The 20,883-nt window shown below is 62.9% G+C and carries 16 protein-coding genes and 2 tRNA genes; 4 read left to right on the top strand and 14 right to left on the bottom strand.

All coding sequences use genetic code 11. The features are described from left to right. Positions 1-87 precede the first annotated feature (87 nt). The gene (locus C4S71_RS15180) at positions 88-1,932 is read left to right on the top strand and encodes a calcium-binding protein (protein WP_103969686.1); all 1,845 of its coding nucleotides are present in this window, start codon (positions 88-90) and stop codon (positions 1,930-1,932) included. A gap of 77 nt (positions 1,933-2,009) precedes the next feature. On the opposite strand, the gene sucD is transcribed toward C4S71_RS15180, so the two are convergent. From sucD to sdhC, 9 genes are all read right to left on the bottom strand, one after another. Beyond that, entirely contained in the window at positions 2,010-2,882 is an 873-nt protein-coding gene (sucD, locus tag C4S71_RS15175; protein ID WP_086510770.1) for a succinate--CoA ligase subunit alpha, read from the bottom strand. After that, the gene (sucC, locus tag C4S71_RS15170) at positions 2,882-4,048 is read right to left on the bottom strand and encodes an ADP-forming succinate--CoA ligase subunit beta (protein ID WP_010627758.1); all 1,167 of its coding nucleotides are present in this window, start codon (positions 4,046-4,048) and stop codon (positions 2,882-2,884) included. The genes sucD and sucC overlap by 1 nt, the downstream gene beginning before the upstream one ends. Before the next feature lie 171 nt (positions 4,049-4,219). Then, positions 4,220-5,656, bottom strand: a complete 1,437-nt coding sequence (gene lpdA / locus C4S71_RS15165; RefSeq protein WP_086510769.1) for a dihydrolipoyl dehydrogenase — start codon at positions 5,654-5,656, stop codon at positions 4,220-4,222. Between the two features lie 51 nt (positions 5,657-5,707). Beyond that, entirely contained in the window at positions 5,708-7,252 is a 1,545-nt protein-coding gene (gene odhB, locus C4S71_RS15160) for a 2-oxoglutarate dehydrogenase complex dihydrolipoyllysine-residue succinyltransferase (protein ID WP_103969685.1), read from the bottom strand. A 41-nt stretch (positions 7,253-7,293) separates the two neighbouring features. Further along, complete coding sequence (locus C4S71_RS15155; protein WP_103969684.1) at positions 7,294-10,122, bottom strand: 2-oxoglutarate dehydrogenase E1 component; 2,829 nt, start codon at positions 10,120-10,122, stop codon at positions 7,294-7,296. 249 nt (positions 10,123-10,371) lie between these two features. Further along, complete coding sequence (locus C4S71_RS15150) at positions 10,372-11,076, bottom strand: succinate dehydrogenase iron-sulfur subunit (protein ID WP_010627754.1); 705 nt, start codon at positions 11,074-11,076, stop codon at positions 10,372-10,374. Positions 11,077-11,089: 13 nt separating this feature from the next. Beyond that, positions 11,090-12,862, bottom strand: coding sequence for a succinate dehydrogenase flavoprotein subunit (gene sdhA / locus C4S71_RS15145; protein ID WP_086510766.1), 1,773 nt, complete (start codon positions 12,860-12,862; stop codon positions 11,090-11,092). Positions 12,863-12,865: 3 nt separating this feature from the next. Then, complete coding sequence (sdhD, locus tag C4S71_RS15140) at positions 12,866-13,213, bottom strand: succinate dehydrogenase, hydrophobic membrane anchor protein (RefSeq protein ID WP_010627752.1); 348 nt, start codon at positions 13,211-13,213, stop codon at positions 12,866-12,868. Further along, positions 13,207-13,584 carry a succinate dehydrogenase, cytochrome b556 subunit gene (sdhC, locus tag C4S71_RS15135; RefSeq protein ID WP_026038040.1) on the bottom strand — a complete coding sequence of 126 codons (378 nt, stop codon included), beginning with the start codon at positions 13,582-13,584 and terminating at the stop codon, positions 13,207-13,209. Before sdhC ends, sdhD begins: the two co-directional genes overlap by 7 nt. A 461-nt stretch (positions 13,585-14,045) precedes the next feature. On the opposite strand from sdhC, the gene gltA reads away from it, so the two are divergent. After that, complete coding sequence (gltA, locus tag C4S71_RS15130; RefSeq protein WP_086510765.1) at positions 14,046-15,329, top strand: citrate synthase; 1,284 nt, start codon at positions 14,046-14,048, stop codon at positions 15,327-15,329. Between the two features lie 135 nt (positions 15,330-15,464). After that, complete coding sequence (locus C4S71_RS15125) at positions 15,465-16,352, top strand: NAD(P)-dependent oxidoreductase (protein ID WP_200825303.1); 888 nt, start codon at positions 15,465-15,467, stop codon at positions 16,350-16,352. A gap of 496 nt (positions 16,353-16,848) precedes the next feature. Here C4S71_RS15125 and C4S71_RS15120 read toward each other — a convergent pair. The 3 genes from C4S71_RS15120 to gltX form a co-directional block, all read right to left on the bottom strand. Then, positions 16,849-16,924 (bottom strand) — tRNA-Glu (locus C4S71_RS15120). Between the two features lie 32 nt (positions 16,925-16,956). Continuing rightward, positions 16,957-17,032, bottom strand: a tRNA-Ala gene (locus C4S71_RS15115). 66 nt (positions 17,033-17,098) lie between these two features. Further along, positions 17,099-18,580, bottom strand: coding sequence for a glutamate--tRNA ligase (gltX, locus tag C4S71_RS15110; protein ID WP_086510764.1), 1,482 nt, complete (start codon positions 18,578-18,580; stop codon positions 17,099-17,101). Positions 18,581-18,781: 201 nt separating this feature from the next. On the opposite strand from gltX, the gene C4S71_RS22755 reads away from it, so the two are divergent. Next, on the top strand, positions 18,782-19,423 hold the full coding sequence (locus tag C4S71_RS22755) for a helix-turn-helix domain-containing protein (RefSeq protein WP_371832046.1): 642 nt from the start codon (positions 18,782-18,784) through the stop codon (positions 19,421-19,423). A gap of 17 nt (positions 19,424-19,440) precedes the next feature. Here the strand turns inward: C4S71_RS22755 and C4S71_RS15100 are convergent, their stop codons facing one another. Together C4S71_RS15100 and C4S71_RS15095 are read right to left on the bottom strand one after the other, a co-directional pair. Further along, positions 19,441-20,019: a hypothetical protein gene (locus C4S71_RS15100; protein WP_103969701.1), complete on the bottom strand. Its 579-nt coding sequence runs from the start codon at positions 20,017-20,019 to the stop codon at positions 19,441-19,443. 242 nt (positions 20,020-20,261) lie between these two features. Beyond that, positions 20,262-20,861 carry a hypothetical protein gene (locus C4S71_RS15095; protein ID WP_103969683.1) on the bottom strand — a complete coding sequence of 200 codons (600 nt, stop codon included), beginning with the start codon at positions 20,859-20,861 and terminating at the stop codon, positions 20,262-20,264. Positions 20,862-20,883: the final 22 nt, after the last annotated feature.

The raw sequence follows: 20,883 nt of genomic DNA, 5'->3' as shown, positions 1-20,883 counted from the left end.
TAGCATCTCGCCGCCCGTCACATCGCAAGCCTCGCAAACCGAGCCTCGAAGCCGAGTCTCGATACAACGTTCACGAGGAGAGACGACATGTCCGTGTTAACGGCTGGCCCTTCCACGACGGCTGCGGCCCTGCAGACCCTGATCGATGACGCGCCGAGCGGTGCCACCATCGAACTCTCGGCGGGTGATTACAGGCTCGACGGCCCTCTGACCATCGACCGTGCCGACCTCACCCTCACCGGAGCCGGCTCCGACGCCACCCGCCTGACCTTCACCCGCAGCGCCCTGGATCAGGGCCATGCCATCAAGCTGGACGGCACCGCCGACAGCCTTGATCTTGGCACCCTCGATGCCGCCGCACGGCAGGGTGAGACGAGTATCGCCATCGACGCCGAGCTGGAAGTGGGCGATACCCTGCGCCTGTGGCAGGACAATGACAGCGCCTTTCTCGATGAAATAGGCGACAGCGCGTGGCGCAAGCAGGAGCATGCGGAGCTGCGCACCAGCATGGCCAAGGTCACGGCAGTGGAAGAGGGACGAGTCAGCCTGGACCGTGGGGTACATTTCGATTTCGAAGCGGGCAAGACCCAGGTGGAAAGAGTGGCCAGCGTCGATGACGTTGCCCTGTCGGGCTTCGGCATCGATTTCGATATCGGCACTCCCGACGCTGCAAGCTTCCAGAATACCGAGAGCGAGCTGACGGGCTTCAAAGGTGTATATCTCGATGGCACCACCGGTTCGCAGCTCCACGATATCGAGGTCAAGAATGGCCCATCCACCGCCTTTCATGTCTCGCGCTCGATGGATGCCGACGCTGCCGACATCTCCGCCGAAGGCGCTCTCAACAAAGGCAGCGGTGGCAACGGCTATGCTTTCGAGCTGCGCGAAAGCTACGACGGCTCCTTCACCGGCCTGGAGGACAGCGGCATGCGGCATGGCCTGGTGTTCGCCTCCTGGCGCTCCTCCGTCGACAACGACATCGAGATCGCCCGTACCGATCGCGACGTCAACTTCCACGGTGGACGCGACCACGGCAATCAGGTGCGGGTCGAACGCTCGCTGCGCGACCCGGAAAGCGACGGCCTGTCACCGACCCTTTGGGTCAACGAGGAGGGAGAGGCATTCGGCGCCCCCACCGACCCGGACGCCAACCAGGTCCGTTTCGACTATGTCGTCGGTTCCCGCCGCGACGACGTGATTCGTGGCAGCGACGATGGGGTCTACCTCAACGGCGGCCTGGGGGACGATACCTTGATCGGCGGCGCCGGCAACGACATCCTGCAAAGCGGCCCCGGCGACGACTGGAACGACGGCGCAGACGTCCTGATCGGCGGCGGCGGTACCAACACCGCCCGCTATACGAGCGACTTCGACGCTTACCGCATCGACTTCGCCGACGACACGGTACGCATCCGCGACGACAAGGGCACCGACGATACCCTCAGCGACATGCAGTATGCCGTGTTCGGTGACGGCACCACGCTGCACGTGGCCTCACGCAGCCTGTTCGACGCCGAGCCGATGCCCGTTCCCGACGAACGGGAAGTGCTGGCGAGTGACGATGGCCTGCTGCCGCCGTTGATCGACGATTCGGCCGAGCTGGTCGTGACCGGCAATACGCTCGAGGAATGGGGTGACGGCCATAGCGCCGAAATCTTCGTCGAGAACGTAACCCAGGAGACGCTGGCGCTGCCCGATCTCCGTTTCGAGCTGGACGACGAGCTGGACACGCTATGGAACGGCGACTTCAGCCGTGAGGGCGAGACCTATCGGGTCGGCGACTCGCGTGAGCTGGCGCCGGGCGAGACCTGGCGCTTCGCCTACCGGGCCCAGGGCGACGACAAGCAACTGCCGCAGGCCATGGAAGCCGACGATCTCGAGCTTCAGCTGCTGGGTATGGATGCCCCACGCTTCGACGAGGCACTGGCCTGACGGCTAGCGGACGATGAAAGAAAAAAGGGGCGCCTCGATGAGGCGCCCCGTGTGGCCAACCGCTGATGAAGCCAGGCTTACCAGCCGGTGACGTCCTTCAGCGCGTCGCCGATCTGGGCCAGGGAGCGGACGGTACGCACGCCGGCATCTTCCAGCGCGGCGAACTTCTCGTCAGCGGTACCCTTGCCACCGGAGATGATCGCACCGGCGTGGCCCATGCGCTTGCCCGGGGGCGCGGTGACACCGGCGATGTAGGACACCACCGGCTTGGTCACGTTGGCCTTGATGTAGGCAGCGGCTTCTTCCTCGGCGGTACCGCCGATCTCGCCGATCATGACGATGGCCTCGGTCTTCGGGTCCTTCTCGAACATCGCCAGGATGTCGATGAAGTTGGAGCCCGGGATCGGGTCGCCGCCGATGCCCACGCAGGTGGACTGGCCGAAGCCGTGGTCGGTGGTCTGCTTGACCGCTTCGTAGGTCAGGGTGCCGGAACGCGACACGATGCCGACCTTGCCCGGCTTGTGGATATGGCCCGGCATGATGCCGATCTTGCACTCGCCCGGGGTGATCACACCCGGGCAGTTCGGACCGATCAGGCGCACGCCCAGCTCATCGCACTTGACCTTGACGTCGAGCATGTCGAGGGTCGGGATGCCTTCGGTGATGCACACGATCAGCTTGATGCCGGCATTGGCGGCTTCGAGGATCGAGTCCTTGCAGAAGGCGGCCGGTACGTAGATCACGCTGGCCTCGGCGCCGGTCTTCTCGACCGCTTCCTTGACGGTGTTGAACACCGGCAGGCCCAGGTGCTCCTGGCCGCCCTTGCCCGGGGTGACGCCGCCGACCATCTTGGTACCGTAGGCAATCGCCTGCTCGGAGTGGAAGGTCCCCTGCCCGCCGGTGAAGCCCTGGCAGATGACCTTGGTGTTCTTGTCGATCAGGATGCTCATTACTTGCCCTCCGCTGCCTTGACAACCTGCTGAGCCGCATCGGTCAGGCTCGTGGCAGCGATGATGTTCAGACCGCTGGAGGCCAGCTTCTCGGCACCCAGCTCGGCGTTGTTACCTTCGAGACGCACCACCACCGGTACGTTGACGCCGACCTGCTCGACGGCACCGATAATGCCCTCGGCAATCATGTCGCAGCGCACGATGCCGCCGAAGATGTTGACCAGTACGGCCTTGACGGAGTCGTCGGAGAGGATCAGCTTGAAGGCCTCCGCCACGCGCTCCTTGGTCGCACCGCCGCCCACGTCGAGGAAGTTGGCAGGCTGACCGCCATGGAGCTTGATGATGTCCATGGTGCCCATGGCCAGACCGGCGCCATTGACCATACAGCCGATGTTGCCTTCCAGGGCCACGTAGTTGAGTTCCCAGGCAGCCGCCTCGGCCTCACGCTCGTCTTCCTGAGAGGGATCGCGCATCGCCTGCAGGTCCGGATGCCGGTACAGGGAGTTGCTGTCCAGGTTGATCTTGGCGTCGAGGCAGTGCAGGTTGCCTTCCTCGGTGATCACCAGCGGGTTGATCTCGAGCAGTGCCAGATCCTTCTCGTGGAACAGACGCGACAGGCCCAGGAAGATCTTGGTGAACTGCTTGACCTGGTCGCCCTTCAGGCCCAGGGCGAAAGCCAGCTCGCGAGCCTGGTACGGCTGCGCACCGACCAGCGGATCGATCTCGGCCTTGAGAATCTTCTCGGGGGTTTCCTCGGCGACCTTCTCGATCTCGACGCCACCTTCGGTGGAAGCCATGAACACCACGCGACGAGTGGTGCGATCGACCACAGCGCCCAGGTAGAGCTCGTTGGCGATGTCGGTGCAGTTCTCGACCAGGATCTTGGCGACCGGCTGACCGTTGGCGTCGGTCTGGTAGGTCACCAGGTTCTTGCCCAGCCAGTGCTCGGCGAAGGCCTTGGCCTCTTCCGGGCTCTTGATCAGCTTGACACCGCCGGCCTTGCCGCGGCCACCGGCGTGGACCTGGGCCTTGACCACCCACATGTCACCACCGATCTTTCTGCAGGCTTCCGCCGCTTCCTCGGGGGTATCGACTGCGAAGCCCTTGGATACCGGCAGACCATAATCGGCAAACAGCTGCTTGCCTTGATACTCGTGAAGGTTCATCGATTCATGCCATTGGTTGCATGTGACTCGAACGGCAACCGCGAAACACCGCCTGCGACGGTCGGTGCCGGGTTACCCCCGTCCGCGCCCGATACATGGCCGGGCGCGACGCGCCATCCCTATGGATGGCGCTCGTTGTTACGTCTACTGCGTACTGCCCGTTCCGACCGCCTAGCGCTTCTTGCGGTTGGCCATGTGGATGGCATGGCCGTCCACTGCCAGCGCCGCCTCGTGAATCGCCTCGGAGGTGCTCGGGTGAGCGTAGCAGGTCAACGCCAGATCCTCGGCGCTGGAGCCGAACTCCATGGCAATCACCCCTTGGGCAATCAGCTCACCGGCATGCTGGCTGACGATGTGCATGCCCAGGATACGGTCGGTCTCGGCATCGGCAATGACCTTGGCCATGCCTTCCGGCGCGTTGTTGGCCAGCGCCCGGCCGTTGGCCGAGAACGGGAAGGACCCGGTCTTGACCTTGATGCCCTTGGCCTTGGCTTCCTGCTCGTTCATGCCGACCCAGGCCACTTCCGGCGAGGTGTAGATCACGCTGGGAATGGCGTCGTAGTTCATCTCCGCCTTGTGGCCGGCGATGATGTCGGCCACCATCACGCCCTCTTCCGAGGCCTTGTGGGCCAGCATCGGGCCGCGCACGCAGTCGCCGATGGCGTAGATGCCGGGCACGCTGGTGCGGCACTGGTCGTCGACGTGAATGAAACCGCGCTCATCGAGGCCTACGCCAACGTTCTCGTCGACCACGCCCTTGGTGTAGGGGCGGCGACCGACGCAGACGATCAGCTTGTCGAAGGTCTGCTCCTGCTCACCGTTGCCGTCGCTGTACTTGACCGTGACCTCGTTGCCCTTCACCTCGGAGCCGGTAACGCGTGCGCCGAGCTTGATGTCCAGGCCCTGCTTCTTGAGCAGCTTCTGGGTCTCCTTGGCGATGGCGGTATCGACCATCGGCAGGAAGGTATCCATGGCTTCGAGTACGGTCACCTCGGCGCCCAGGCGGCTCCACACGCTACCCAGCTCGAGGCCGATGACGCCGGCGCCGATCACGCCCAGGCGCTTGGGAACCTCGGTGAACTCCAGCGCACCGGTGGAAGTGACGACGATGTCCTCGTGCAGCGGCGTCGGCGGGATCTCCACCGGCACCGAACCTGCGGCGATGACGATGTTGTCGGCTTCGTAGGTGGTCTTGCCGCCGTCATGGTCGGTGACTTCGACCTGCTTGGCGGCAACGACCTTGCCGGTGCCGTCGATGGCGGTGACGCCGTTGGCCTTGAACAGGGCGCTGATGCCGCCCACATTCTTGGCGATGACGGAGTTCTTGAACTCCAGCATCTTGGCCACGTTGGCCTTGGGCGGCTCCAGGTCGATGCCGATCTCGGCGAAGTGATCGCGCGCTTCGACGAACTTGTGGGATGTCTCGAGCAGCGCCTTGGAGGGAATGCAACCCACGTTGAGGCAGGTGCCGCCGTGGACGGTCTTGCCTTCCTTGTTGACCCATTTCTCGACGCAGGCGGTCTTCAGCCCCAGTTGGGCGGCACGGATGGCGGCCACGTAGCCCCCGGGGCCCGCACCGATGACGATCACATCAAATTTGTCGGCCATGTGGTTCTTCCTGTTGATCGGTTCGCGTTTGAGTCCGTTGATTCGGCGCCGTCAGACATCCAGCAGCAGGCGCGCCGGATCCTCGAGCAGCTCCTTGATGGTCACCAGGAACTGCACCGCATCCTTGCCGTCGATCATACGGTGGTCGTATGACAGGGCCAGGTACATCATCGGGCGGATCTCGACCTTGCCGTTGACGGCCATGGGACGCTCCTGGATCTTGTGCATGCCCAGGATGGCGGTCTGCGGCGGGTTGAGGATCGGGGTCGACATCAGCGAGCCGAAGATGCCGCCGTTGGTGATGGTGAAGGTGCCGCCCTGCATCTCCTCGATGCCGAGCTTGCCGTCACGCGCCCGCTTGCCGAAGTCGACGATACCCTTCTCGACGTCGGCGATCTTCATGCTGTCGGTGTCGCGCAGCACCGGCACCACCAGACCGCGGTCGGTGGAGACCGCCACGCCGATGTCCTGGTAGCCGTGGTAGACGATGTCGGTGCCGTCGATGGAGGCGTTGACGTCCGGGAAGCGCTTGAGCGCCTCGGAAGCCGCCTTGACGAAGAAGCCCATGAAGCCGAGCTTGACGTCGTGTGCCTTCTGGAAGGTGTCCTTGTACTGCGCACGCAGATCCATCACCGCGCCCATGTCCACCTCGTTGTAGGTGGTGAGCATGGCAGCGGTCTGCTGGGCCTGGACCAGACGCTTGGCGATGGTCTGACGCAGACGGCTCATCGGCACGCGCTTCTCGGGACGCTCGCCCTCGAAGGCAGGCGCAGCCGTGGCGGCCTGCTTCGGCGCGGCGGCAGGCGCGGCGCTCTTCTTGGCCGTGCCGGCCTGAACGGCGCGCTGCACGTCTTCCTTGAGGATGCGGCCGCCCTTGCCGGTGCCCTCGATCTTGCTCACGTCGAGGTCGTGCTCGGCAACCATCTTGCGTGCCGCCGGAGCCAGGATCTTGTCGCCGATCCGCTCGTCGCCCGAGCCGTCATCGGCGGAAGCGGCCGGGGTGGTGTCTGCTGTCGTATCGGCACCGCCCGCGCCCTCGGTGAAGATGGCCAGCACCGCCTCGGAGGCGACCTGACTGCCCTCTTCCACCTTGATCTCAGCCAGGGCACCATCGGCCGGAGCCACCACCTCGAGCACCACCTTGTCGGTCTCGATGTCGGCCAGCACATCGTCGCGCTTGACCGCCTCGCCCACCTTCTTGTGCCAGGTGGCCACGGTGCCTTCCTGGATCGACTCGGGGAAGGTCGGCGCCTTCACCTCATGAGACTTGCCGCCGGCGGCCGGCGCAGCCTTGGCCTCGCTCTTCGGTTCGGCCTTGACGTCGGCCTTCTCGCTCTTCTTCTCAGCGCCCTTGGTGCTGCCTGCACCGATCTTGCCCAGCACCTGCTCGGACTGCACGGTGTCGCCCTCTTCCACCAGCACCTCGGAGAGGGTGCCGGCTTCCGGTGCCACCACTTCGAGCACCACCTTGTCGGTTTCGATCTCGACGATCAGCTCATCGCGCTCGACGCTATCCCCCGGCTTCTTGTGCCAGGCAGCCACACTGCCTTCGGCAACGGACTCCGGAAAGGTGGGCGCTTTGATATCGGTAGCCATGTCGTTTCCCTTATATGTTCTCTACGTCCCGGTGGATTTGCTCAGACGTTGAAGGCGTCTTCCACCAACTGGCGCTGCTGTTCGGTATGCACGGACATGTAGCCCGCCGCGGGTGCTGCCGATGCCGGACGCCCGGCGAACTTGAGCTCGCCGCCCAGGCCGTTCTTGAGCATGTCGGCCACCGTCCGCATGTGGTGCTGGCTGGGATACCAGGCGCCCTGATTGAGCGGCTCTTCCTGACACCACACTACGGTGTCGAGGTTGACGTAGGCCTTCAGCGCCTCGAACAGCTCCTCCTTGGGGAAGGGGTAGAGCTGCTCGATACGCACGATGGCGGTGTCGTCGCGGCCGTTCTCTTCGCGCCAGGCCGCCAGGTCGTAGTAGACCTTGCCGGCACACATGATGACGCGCGTCACCTGCTGGGCCTCGAGGTTGCCCTGGTCCGGCAGCACCATATGGAAGTGGCCGTTGGCCAGGTCGTCGAGGCTGGAGATCGCCTCCTTGTGGCGCAGCAGGCTCTTGGGCGACATCACCACCAGCGGCTTGCGCAGCGGACGGATCACCTGACGACGCAGCAGGTGGAAGATCTGCGCCGGCGTGGTGGGCACGCACACCTGCATGTTGTGCTCGGCGCACAGCTGCAGGAAGCGCTCGAGGCGCGCCGAAGAGTGTTCCGGCCCCTGCCCCTCGTAGCCGTGAGGCAGCAGCATGGTCAGGCCGCACAGCCGTCCCCACTTGGTCTCACCGGAGGAGATGAACTGGTCCACCACCACCTGTGCACCGTTGAAGAAGTCGCCGAACTGCGCTTCCCAGATCACCAGGTCGTTGGGTGCCGTCGTGGCATAGCCGTACTCGAACGCCAGCACCGCCTCCTCGGAGAGGAAGGAGTCGTGGATGGTGAAACGCGGCTGGCCGTCGGCCAGATGCTGCAGCGGCACGTAGGTACTGCCGTCCTTCTGGTTGTGCACTACCGCATGGCGGTGGGAGAAGGTGCCGCGACCCACGTCCTGACCGGTGATACGCACCGGATGCCCCTCGTCGAGCAGGGTGGCGTAGGCCAGGGTTTCGGCGAAGCCCCAGTTCAGCGCCAGACCACCGGCCTGCATCTTGCGGCGGTCCTCGTAGATCTTGGCCACCTGGCGCTGCACTTCGACACCGTCGGGAATCTCGCACATGCGCGCGGCCAGACGCTGCAGACGCTTCATCTCGACGCTGGTGTCGGCGTAGCCGCTCCACTCGTGACCGAGATAGGGCTTCCAGTCGACGAACAGGGTGGTATTGGGCTCCTGGACCAGGGCGTTGGCCACGTGGTTGCCCGCCATCAGGTCCTCACGATAGGTCTCGGTCATCGCCTGGGCGTCTTCCTCGCTGAGCACGCCCTGTTCCACCAGGCGCTGGGCATAAAGCGTGCGCGAGGAGGGATGATCCTTGATCTTCTGGTACATCAGCGGCTGGGTGCCGGAGGGCTCGTCGGCCTCGTTGTGGCCGCGACGGCGGTAACAGACCAGATCGATGACCACGTCCTTGCGGAACTGTTGACGGTAGTCGAGCGCCACCTGGGTGGCATGCAGCACCGCATCCGGGTCGTCGCCGTTGACGTGGAAGATCGGCGCCTGAACCATCTTGGCGATGTCGGTGCAGTACTCGGTGGAGCGAGTGTCCTGCGGGTGCGAGGTGGTGAAGCCGACCTGGTTGTTGATGACGATGTGGACCGTACCGCCGGTCTTGTAGGCACGGGTCTGGGACATCTGGAACGTCTCCATCACCACACCCTGGCCGGCGAAGGCGGCGTCGCCATGCACGTTGATCGGCAGGACCTTGGTGCCTTCGTAGTCGTCGCGGCGGTCCTGACGGGCGCGCACCGAGCCCTCCACCACCGGAGAGACGATCTCCAGGTGCGAGGGGTTGAAGGCCAGCGCCAGATGCACCTCGCCGCCCGGCGTCATCACGTTGGAGCTGAAGCCCTGGTGGTACTTGACGTCACCCGAGCCACGCTCGATCAGCTTCTTGCCGTCGAACTCATCGATCAGCTCGGAAGGGTTCTTGCCGAGGATGTTGACCAACAGGTTGAGACGACCGCGGTGAGCCATGCCGATGACGACTTCCTTGACCCCGTAGCCGCCGGCCCGCTGGATCAGTTCGTCCATCATGGGGATGAACGACTCGCCGCCCTCGAGGCCGAAGCGCTTGGTGCCGGGATACTTGGAGGCCAGATAGTTCTCCAGGCCCTCTGCTGCGGTCAGCCGCTCCAGCAGGTGCTTGCGCACGTCGTCGCTGTACTTGGGCGCCGAGCGCACCGACTCGAAGCGCTGCTGCAGCCAGCGTTTCTCCTCGGTGTCGACGATATGCATGATCTCGCAGCCGATGGAGCGACAGTAGGTCTGCTCCAGCGCCTCGACGATCTCACGCAGCGGTGCCTTGTCCATCCCCAGAAAGAAAGAGCCGGTCTGGAACTCGGTGTCCAGATCGGCCGTAGAAAGCTGGTGGAAGGAGAGGTCGAGGTCGGGAACCGGCGCCTGGCTACGCAGCTTGAGCGGGTCGATATCGGCTTTCTGGTGTCCCCGGAAGCGATAGGCGTTGATCAGCTGCAACACCTTGACCTGCTTCTTGTTCTCGCCGCTGTCGGCAGCGACCGCCGTGGTCCGGCGGGCGCGGGCCAGCTGCTGGAACTGGTCGCGTACCGGACTGAGAGGGACGTCATGGGTGGCGCTGCCATCGACGCTCGGCAGCTGATCGAAGTAGGTTCGCCACTCGTCGGGCACGGAACCTGGGTCGGCGAGGTATTGCTCGTAGAGCGCTTCCACATAGTGAACGTTGCTGCCGCTCACGTGGGAGCTGTTCCACATCAACTCCATTATGCCTTGTTGCATCTCTCGGTCACCCTACACTGATGGGGTGTTGTCGGCGCCGTCACGGGCCAGCCGCGGCGGCTTGGCTGGTGCCCTGCCGGTGGGGCGTCTTCTCTTCCGGCGGATCCAGCCGCGAGGCCGGAAACCTTGAAATTCATGCTCAAGAGCCGGTACCTGTGGCACCGGCTCTGTCGCTACTGTGCGAACCGACCGCGACACAAGGTCGCGGCCGAACTGCGGCCGCTATGATAGCAAGCTACGCGCCACGATTTAAGTGGCATTCGCCAGCAGCATGTCACGGATCTTGCCGATGGCCCGCGTCGGATTGAGCCCCTTGGGACATACCGCGACACAGTTCATGATGCCGCGGCAGCGGAACACGCTGAACGGATCTTCGAGTTCCGACAGGCGTTCACGGGTCGCGGTATCGCGCGAATCGGCCAGGAAACGGTACGACTGCAGCAGACCGGCCGGACCGACGAACTTGTCCGGGTTCCACCAGAACGACGGACAGGAGGTCGAGCAGCAGGCGCACAGGATGCACTCGTAGAGGCCGTCGAGCTTGTCGCGATCCTCGGGCGACTGCAGGCGCTCGATGGCCGGCGCCGGGGTGTCGTTCTGCAGGTACGGCTGGATGCGCTCGTACTGCTTGTAGAACAGCCCCATGTCGACCACCAGGTCGCGCACCACCGGCAGACCCGGCAGCGGGCGCAGCACCAGCTTGTTGTCCTTGACCACGTCGGACAGCGAGGTGATGCAGGCCAGACCGTTCTTGCCGTTCATGTTCATGCCGTCGGAGCCGCACACGCCCTCGCGGCAGCTACGGCGGAAAGCCAGGGTGGTGTCCTCGGCCTTGAGCATCTCCAGCACGTTGAGCACCATCAGGTCGCGGCCCTGGGTGTCGAGCTGGTACTCCTGCATGTAGGGCGCGGAGTCGGTTTCCGGGTTGTAGCGGTAAATGGATACCTGAAGCATCTCGTGACTCCCCTTAATATGTACGGACTTTCGGCTCGAAGGTGTCGACGGTCTTCGGCTTGAAGTTGACGTCACGCTTGCCGACCCGCTTCTCGGCCGGGAAGTACATGGAGTGCTTCAGCCAGTTGGCGTCGTCGCGGTCCGGATAGTCGTAGCGCGAGTGGGCGCCACGGCTCTCCTTGCGCTCCAGGGCCGCGATGGCGGTAGCCTCGGCCACTTCCATCAGATTGTCGAGCTCGAGTGCCTCGACGCGAGCGGTGTTGAAGGCACCGGACTTGTCGACCAGGTGCGCCTCGCCGATACGGCCGCGCAGATCGGCCAGTTTCTTGACCCCTTCCTGCATGTGATCTTCCTGACGGAACACGCCGAAGGAGTTCTGCATGATGCTTTGCAGCTCGGTCTTGAGCGCTGCCACGGACTCGCCGCCGGTGGACTCGTTCCAGCGGGTCATGCGCTTCATGGCCGCCTCGACGTCGGACTCGGAGGCGTCGAGGTAGTCGATACCCTCGTTGAGCGCGCTCTCGATGAACATGCCGGCCGCACGGCCGAACACCACCAGGTCGAGCAGCGAGTTGCCGCCCAGGCGGTTGGCGCCGTGCACCGACACGCAGGCCGCTTCGCCACAGGCGAACAGACCGTTGACGATGCGGTCGTTGCCGTCGGCGTCCTGCATGATCGCCTGGCCGTGCACGTTGGTCGGTATACCGCCCATCATGTAGTGGCAGGTCGGCACCACCGGGATCGGCGCCTTGACCGGATCGGCGTGAGCGAAGATCTTGGACAGCTCGCTGATGCCGGGCAGGCGCTTGTTGAGCACCTCTTCACCCAGGTGGTCGAGCTTGAGGTAGACGTGATCGCCCTTCTCGCCGCAGCCGCGGCCCTCGAGGATCTCCATGACCATGGAGCGTGCCACCACGTCGCGGCCGGCCAGGTCCTTGGCGTTGGGAGCATAGCGCTCCATGAAGCGCTCGCCGTCCTTGTTGACCAGATAGCCGCCCTCACCGCGACAGCCCTCGGTGACCAGCACGCCGGCACCGTAGATACCGGTGGGGTGGAACTGCCACATCTCCATGTCCTGCATCGGGAAGCCGGCGCGCAGCGCCATGCCGATGCCGTCGCCGGTATTGATCAGGGCGTTGGTGGTGGACGCATAGATGCGACCGGCACCACCGGTGGCCATGACGGTGGCCTTGGACTTGACGTGCACCACTTCGCCGGTCTCGATGCACATGGCGATGCAGCCCACCACGTCGCCGTTGGCGTTCTTGACCAGATCGACCGCGAACCACTCGTTGAGGAAGGTGGTGTTGTTCTTCAGGTTGTTCTGGTAGAGGGTGTGCAGCAGCGCGTGGCCGGTACGGTCGGCCGCGGCGCAGGTACGTGCCGCCTGGCCGCCTTCACCGAAGTTCTTGGACTGGCCGCCGAACGGACGCTGATAGATGCGGCCGTTGTCGAAACGCGAGAACGGCAGGCCCATGTGCTCGAGCTCGAAGACCGCCTTGGGCCCCTCGGAGCACATGTACTCGGCGGCGTCCTGGTCGGTGATGTAGTCGCCGCCCTTGACGGTGTCGTACATGTGCCAGCGCCAGTCGTCGTTGGGGTCGGCCGAGGCGATGGCGCAGGTGATGCCGCCCTGGGCGGACACGGTGTGCGAACGGGTCGGGAAGACCTTGGATAGCACGGCGGTCTTCTTGCCGGACTTGGCCAGCTCGAGCGCGGCGCGCAAGCCGGAGCCGCCACCGCCGATGATGATGGCGTCGAAGGACAAGGTACGCATGTTAGACATGAATCAGGCTCCCCACAGAACGGTAATGCCCCAGACCAGGAACACGAACACGGCCAGGATGATGACGACCTGGGCACCGAGGCGAACGGGCGTGGACTTGAGGTAATCGGTGGTCACGGTCCACAGCCCCACCCAGGCGTGCGCGGCGAGCGAGATGAAGGCCAGCAGGGAGAAGATCCGCATCCAGGTCTGGGCAAACAGGTTGCTCCAGGTAACGTAATCGAGCCCGGGGTTGAACAGCAGATACGCGACGATGAAAACCGTGTAGAGCGCCAGAATGACGGCCGAGACCCGCTGGATCAGCCAGTCGGACAGGCCGCTGCGACCCAGATTGGTGATGTTGGTTACCATACCCAGACTCCCGCCAGAATGATCAGGACGGCACTGATGACCACGGTGGCCTGTGCCTTCTTCACGCCCCCCTCGAGGGTCACGCCATATCCGGCATCCATCAGCATGTGCTTGATGCCGGCAACGAAGTGAAAGGCCAGGGCCGACAGCAGCCCCCAGGCGATCAGCTTGGCCAGGATGTTGTTGGCCAGGGTATCACGCACGGCGAGGAAGCCTTCCGGAGACGACAGCGACTTGTCGAGGGCCCAGAACGCGAAGATGAGGCCAACGAACAGGATTACGCCGGTGATGCGGTGGGCGATCGACGTCAAGGCGGGAAGTGGGAACTGTATCGTGGTGAGGTCTAGGTTGACGGGTCGTTTGCTATTCACGGCTCTATACACACTCTCTTGGCTCGCTCTTCAACCGATGGGACCAGGCTCGAGCGGGCGGTGGTTTGAGGTAGGGGGCTCGCCGCTGCCGGGACGGGCATGACAACGAGTACCTGCCAGTCGCGCGGTGTGGATTATAGGGACATGAAACCCTAGTGACAAATACCCACCGCGCTAACTCGACCATGGTTCAAGCTCGTCACGCCAGGGGTGGCAAGCAGAGACAGGCTGATCGAGCCGTAACCGGCAGCCCATGGGCACTCTCGTGATGCAAAGCACCATTTTCTATACAAAAGCTATCGCAAAAAAATATTCATGCACAACTATGCGGTCACTTTGGCCTAATTGACAATCCCGGGAACGCTTCTATAGTGGGCTGACCTTTTTCGCGGGCCAGGACTCCAACAGGGTTTGCGAAATAATGAGTTAACGTTCCATATCGACTTCGAGAGGAGGCCAGAATGGCTGACAGGAAAGCGACACTGACGGTAGACGGCCTGGAAAAAGCGATCGAGCTGCCCGTCTACTCAGGAACCCTGGGCCCTGACGTGGTCGATGTTCGCGGTCTGGGCGCCGAAGGCCTGTTCACCTACGACCCCGGCTTCATGGCAACCTCCTCGTGCCAGTCGGCCATCACCTACATCGATGGCGCCAAGGGCGTGCTTCTGCATCGCGGTTACCCGATCGATCAGCTGGCCAAGGAGTCCAACTTCGTCGAGGTGTGCTACGCCCTGCTGTTCGGCGAACTGCCGACCGACGAGCAGTACGCCGACTTCGAGTCGCGGGTGCGCAACCACACCATGGTCCACGACCAGATCAACAATTTCTTCAAGGGCTTCCGCCGCGACGCCCACCCGATGTCGATCCTGTGCGGCGTGGTCGGCGGTCTGGCCGCCTTCTACCACGACCACCTGGACATCACCGTCGAGGAAGACCGCATCATCAGCGCGATCCGCCTGATTGCCAAGATGCCGACCATTGCGGCGATGTCCTACAAGTACAACGTCGGCCAGCCGTTCAACTACCCGCGCAACGATCTGAGCTATGCAGAGAACTTCCTCTACATGATGTTCAGCAACCCGTGCGAGGAGTACAAGGTCAACCCGGTCTACGCCAAGGCCATGGACCGCATCTTCATGCTGCATGCCGACCACGAGCAGAACGCCTCCACCTCCACGGTGCGCCTGGCCGGCTCCACCGGCGCCAACCCGTTCGCCTGTATCAGCGCCGGCATCGCCGCCCTGTGGGGCCCGGCTCACGGCGGTGCCAACGAGGCGGTGCTGAAGATGCTCGACGAGATCGGCGACGACTCCGAAGAGAACATCCAGCGCTTCATCGACAAGGCCAAGGACAAGGACGACCCGTTCAAGCTGATGGGCTTCGGTCACCGCGTGTACCGCAACTTCGATCCGCGCGCCAAGGTCATGAAGGAGACCTGCGACGAGGTGCTGGCCGAACTCGGCATCGACGACCCGCAGCTCAAGATCGCCAAGCGCCTGGAGCAGATCGCCCTCGAGGACGAGTACTTCGTCGAGCGCAAGCTCTACCCCAACGTCGACTTCTACTCCGGCATCATCCTCAAGGCCATGGGCATCCCGACCAACATGTTCACGGTGATCTTCGCCGTGTCACGCACCATCGGCTGGATCTCCCACTGGCACGAGATGCTGTCCAACGACTACAAGATCGGCCGCCCGCGTCAGCTCTACACCGGCCACCCGCAGCGCGACTATCCTGCCAAGTAAGTCGGCAGGACGCGGCCTGCGCCGCAATGCACTGGAAAGCCGCCTTCGGGCGGCTTTCTGCGTCTCGCGCTTCATACGCAGCCACGCGTGCCACGCTGGGCTCCAGGCTGCCACCCAAAAGAGAGGGAACAGCACATGCATGAACAGATTTCCACCGTCGCTTTCATCGGCCTGGGCGTGATGGGCTACCCCATGGCCGGCCACCTGGCCCGCGCGGGGCTCACCGTGCGCGTCTACAACCGCAGCGAGGGCAAGGCCAAGGCCTGGGTCGAGCAGTTCGGCGGCAGCCACCACGCCACGCCTGCTGAAGCCGCCCAGGGAGCCGATCTCGTGCTGGTGTGTGTCGGCAATGACGACGACGTCAGGCAGGTCACCGTGGGCGAACGGGGAGCGCTCTCCGGCATGCATGCGGGCAGCCTGCTGGTCGACCACACCACTGCCTCTGCCGATCTCGCCCAGGAACTCGACGCCGCCTGCCGCGAGCGCGCCATCGGCTTCATCGACGCGCCGGTATCCGGCGGCCAGCAAGGCGCCGAGAACGGCGCCCTGACCATCATGTGCGGCGGTTCAGAAGCGGATTTCGCTCGCGCCGAGACCACCCTCGCCCACTATGCCAGGGCGGTGACCCTGATGGGACCGGCCGGCAGCGGCCAGCTGACCAAGATGGTCAACCAGATCTGCATAGCCGGCCTGGTACAGGGGCTTGCCGAGGGGCTGCATTTTGCCGAACGAGCCGGTCTCGACCAGCAGCGCGTGATCGACGTCATATCCAAGGGTGCTGCCGGCTCGTGGCAGATGGAGAACCGCCACAAGACCATGATCGCCGACGAGTACGAGCACGGCTTTGCGGTCGACTGGATGCGCAAGGACCTGGGGATCTGTCTCGAGCAAGCGCGTCGCCTGCAGGCTCGCCTGCCGGTCACCGCACTCGTGGACCAGTTCTATGGCGACGTTCAGGTCATGGGAGGTGGACGCTGGGACACCTCTTCGTTGCTACGCCGCCTGCGCGGGCACGGCGACTGATCCGCCTCACGTAGCTTACACGCCTAGGGGCGTCGCCTACTCGCGACGCCCCTAAGCGGAAAGCACTAGAAACGGGTTAACCGCTACTTGACAGCCATCACTTTACACGGAGCGCGCCCCGCCATCGGCAAGGCCGGCACGTTTTCCACACATTCTGTGGATAACCCTGTTCACAACCTCAAGAAAACACCATCAAATCGGCATGAGAAGGGGCTTGCAGTTAGATTGGCTATTTTTTGACCAACAATAACCCATTGAAATCATTCGTTTTTTGCAGTCGCACACTCAACAGGAGCCAATTCGGGGATTTACGCACAGGGGCGCAAGCCGCACACTGAGCAAGTGGACAAGTCAAGTGGGAAAAGCTGAAAAAACGGCTACTTCAATGGGCTTTTCACGCAGACCAGCCCGCCCAAATGAGAACCGATTGCATGGCTCAAACAGGCGAATGCGTATTAGTGCAGAATGATACGGAGCGGAGTCCGAAGGAGGAAAGTGGCGTCCCATAGGGGGTTCGAACCCCTGTTCCCGCCGTGAAAGGGCGGTGTCCTGGACCACTAGACGAATGGGACGCAATGTCGTTCAAGTATCGGCACAAGAGATTTGGTGGAGCCTAGCGGGATCGAACCGCTGACCTCGACACTGCCAGTGTCGCGCTCTCCCAGCTGAGCTAAGGCCCCACATGTGCCTTGAAGACGGGGCGTATATTACCGATTTACCCCGCCGCCTGTCAAGGCCCGTGCGACTCAGCCGAGATCGCGGTACTCCTTCTCGAAGCGCTTGGCCTGCTTCTTGGACACACCCCCCAGCACTTCGATGGCATGACGCAGCCGCGCCCGGGTCACGTCGGAGCCGAGGATGGCCATGGCGTCCATCACCGAGGTACTGGCTGCAGAGCCGGTGATGGCGATGAACACGGGCGCGAGGAAATCCTTCATCTTGAATCCGAAGTGACCGGCCAGCAGCTTGACCTCGGCGAGCAGCGCCTCCTTGTGCCAGGCCGGCACCGCCTCGAAGCGCCAGACGAGGAACTGCAGCAGCCTGACGAGCTCCTCGCGCTCCAGCTTGATGCCGTCGAAGTCCTGCTCCCTCACATCAGGCACGCCGCTGAAGAAGTGGCCGGCCAACGGCGCCACCTGCGAGAGCGTCTCCACCCGGGTACGCACCTGGGGCAGGATCTGACCGACGTACTCTTCGTTGAACGCCCATTCCATGAGCGCCTTGAGAAATGCCCTATCGTCGAGGTCCTCGCGAATGTAGAGCCCGTTGAGCCAAGTGAGCTTTTCCAGGTCGAACACCGGCCCACCGAGCGATACGCGCTGGATGTCGAAATGCGCCATCATCTCGTCGAGCGAGAACTTCTCCCTCTCATCCGGCATCGACCAGCCCATACGCCCCAAGTAGTTGATCACCGCCTGGGGCAGGAACCCCATACGCTTGTAGTAGTTGATGGAGGTGGGATTCTTGCGCTTGGAAAGCTTCGACTTGTCGGGGTTGCGCAGCAGCGGCATGTGGCATAGCACCGGCATTTCCCAACCGAAGTACTCATATAGCAGTTGGTGCTTGGGCGCCGAATTGATCCACTCCTCGCCGCGCAGCACATGGGTGATGCCCATCAGATGGTCATCCACCACGTTGGCCAGGTGGTAGGTGGGCATGCCATCCGACTTCAACAGCACCTGAGCGTCGACCTGCGCCCAATCGACTTCGATGGTGCCACGTAACATGTCATCGATGACACAGGTCCCGCTGCTCGGCACCTTCATGCGCACCACGTACGGCCACCCTTCCCGCTCGCGACGCGCCACCTCGTCATCCGGCAGAGCCAGATCATCAGGCTTGAGCGCCAGGTGCATACCGGAAGCCTTGCGCGCCTCCCTCAGCTCGTCCAGCTCTTCGCTGGTGCGGTAGCACTTGAAGGCATGTCCAGCCTCGATCAACTGGCGCGCATATTCGGCATAGATATCGCCGCGCTCGCTCTGCCGGTAAGGGCCGTGCGGCCCGCCCACGTCGGGCCCCTCGTCCCACTCGAGCCCCAGCCAGCGCAGCGAGTCGAGGATCATCCGCTCGGACTCGAGCGTGGAGCGCACTCGGTCCGTATCCTCGATGCGCAGGATGAACTGCCCGCCGTGCTGTCGCGCAAAACAGAGGTTGAACAGCGCGATGTAAGCGGTACCTACGTGGGGGTCACCGGTGGGTGACGGCGCAATACGAGTACGTACGGTCATGTCGTCCTTATCCAGTCGGGAAAACTCATGGCGGCATTATACGCACCTGGAACGACGGGGGCAGCCGCACCGGCCGCCTTGCTTCCGTCAAGCATCGCCGTGCCGTCCCGCGGCAGGATCATCGCCGCCACCGCTCCCGGCACGATCAGAAATAGTGTGCAAAGCGTTGAACCGCCAAATTTGCACACTTAACACAGATCATTGACAATCACATTCCTTTGGTTCCTCAGTCTTCAGGTTGATGAAATGGACTCACTGGGCAATAGAATCAAGCAATTAAGATTGCAAGCAAATCTCAACAAAGCTGCGCTTGCCAGGAAGGTCGGCGTATCGGATGTCACGATCTCATACTGGGAGTCGGGTGCGATCAAACAGATAGGTCATGAGCGACTGGTAGCACTGGCAGACGCCCTCGGCTGCACCCTGGGGCAGCTGCTCGAAGGCGAGACGCAGCTCGTGACGACCCCGCTTTACCTTCGCGGCCAGCCCCCGGCACCCTGGCAGGCTGCCAGCTCGAATCGTATTGCGTTGTCCCGGGAGATCTTGAATGGCGTCAGCTGGGACGGCGAGTGCTACCTCGTCACCCCCGCACCAGGCGAGCGTTTCGATTATCTCGAGAATGGCGATCTTGCTGCCTTCGGCCCCACGGAGAACTGCGACCGACCGGGACACTATCTGATCGAAGGTGCCGGCGGCTTCTATATCGGCCAGTTGGAACTCAGTGAAAACGGCCAGCCGGTGTGCCGTAGCGAGAACGATGCCGGGGCCTTGCCGACCCCACTGGAGGCCTCGGAGAAAATCGTGGGGCGGCTACTGGCGCGTTGGCGAATGGAAGGCGCCTGAATGGCGCCACTCTACCCTTACTCCACTTCTAGAACGTCGACCTGGTCGGTAGTCCGCCGAGGCTCACTGCCGATCAGATATCGCCGCGAATAGCTGGCCACCTGCCCCAGCCCATGCCGGGCGCTTCTGACCAGCTCTCCTTCCAGGTGTTCGCCTTGCTCGCCGATTCGCTCGCGTACGGCAGGCGGCTGAACGCTGGCTTCCACCAGATTGACGGTAATGAGGTAGCCGCCATCCGGCAGACCGCTACCGGGGCCGAAGGGCCCTGTGGCAAAACCACCGCCTTCGACCATGGTACGCGATTGCCAGCGTACGCCACTCAATTCGCGCTCCACTATTATCAGCAGTCGCGTCTCGTCAGGCAGATTGGTCTCTCCTTCGACCATCAAACGTCTATCGCTACGCAGGGTGGCCGAAGCGTGTATTTCGACAGCAAGCGGCTCCACCTCGACCGGCTCCTCCACCGGCTCGGTAACGTCAGTCGGCTGTTCGAGCTCGGCCTCCTCCTCCGCCGGCGCGCCATTGCCGTCGCCGCCACAACCCGCCAGCCACACCGCAGCCATCAGGCCTATACAGGATCGACGCCATGCCTTCATGCCTTTCTCCAGACCGAACATTGCCTTACTAGACTAACACTCCGGCAGCCGGCAAGTCCTGTCCAGCACGGCTACCCCCTAGAGCAGGCGTGACCGCTGTCCGCCCTCCATGCTGAGACAGCGCATGGCGGCATCGGCTCACTCGGATGCAGGCAATACTTCTCCCGTTTCGGTAAGTAACCATTCGTCGTGTCAGGACTCGGAAAGACAGACAGCAGACAAACCAGTCGGCGCAGCAGCACTTACTGCAGCGCACCATAAAGTATCGGCTTGCCTGAAACCCCATAGGAACTGCAGCGCGAAGCATGCTCACCCAGCCGTAGCAAACGCTCTACAATCTCGACGCACTCCTCCGCGCTCAAGAAAGGCCCAATGACATGCTCTTTTTCTCGAGAGTGAAACTTGAACTCATGTAGCTCCGGGTAAAAACCGCTTCCCCCGTTGAGCCGATCGGCATAGGTATCGACCATGCTCGCGGCATCGGCAAAAACCTCACACAAGGCTTCATAACGCAGCAAAGACGAAGGGCGCAGCGAGCGGCTTTCTTCCATGCCGAAGTGCTCCGCCAGCAGGCAGTAAAATCGCTGCGTGTCGAGAATGCTCAAGGAGCGTGAAAAAATGTCTTCATCGATTCGCAACAGATCCGCAACTTGCACGGAATAGGAGTTCTTGATTTTTTCATATTTGGTTATTTCGGGCTCCTGGCCGATGGCGCTACTCACACTCACTCCATGCGGCCAGAACAACATCCATGACATGAATGTCATAAACGATACGATTGCAACAACAGGGCCCTTTTCTTCAAAAAATTTCGATCCCGCCTTCCCAGTTAGCCTGATCATTTTTCTTCTCCTGCGCTCGCGA

Origin of the sequence: Billgrantia desiderata (assembly GCF_900108215.1) — a bacterium.
GTDB classification, from domain to species: Bacteria; Pseudomonadota; Gammaproteobacteria; order Pseudomonadales; family Halomonadaceae; genus Halomonas; species Halomonas desiderata.
Note: the sequence above shows the minus strand (reverse complement) of the source record. Positions and strands in the feature narration are given on the sequence as shown.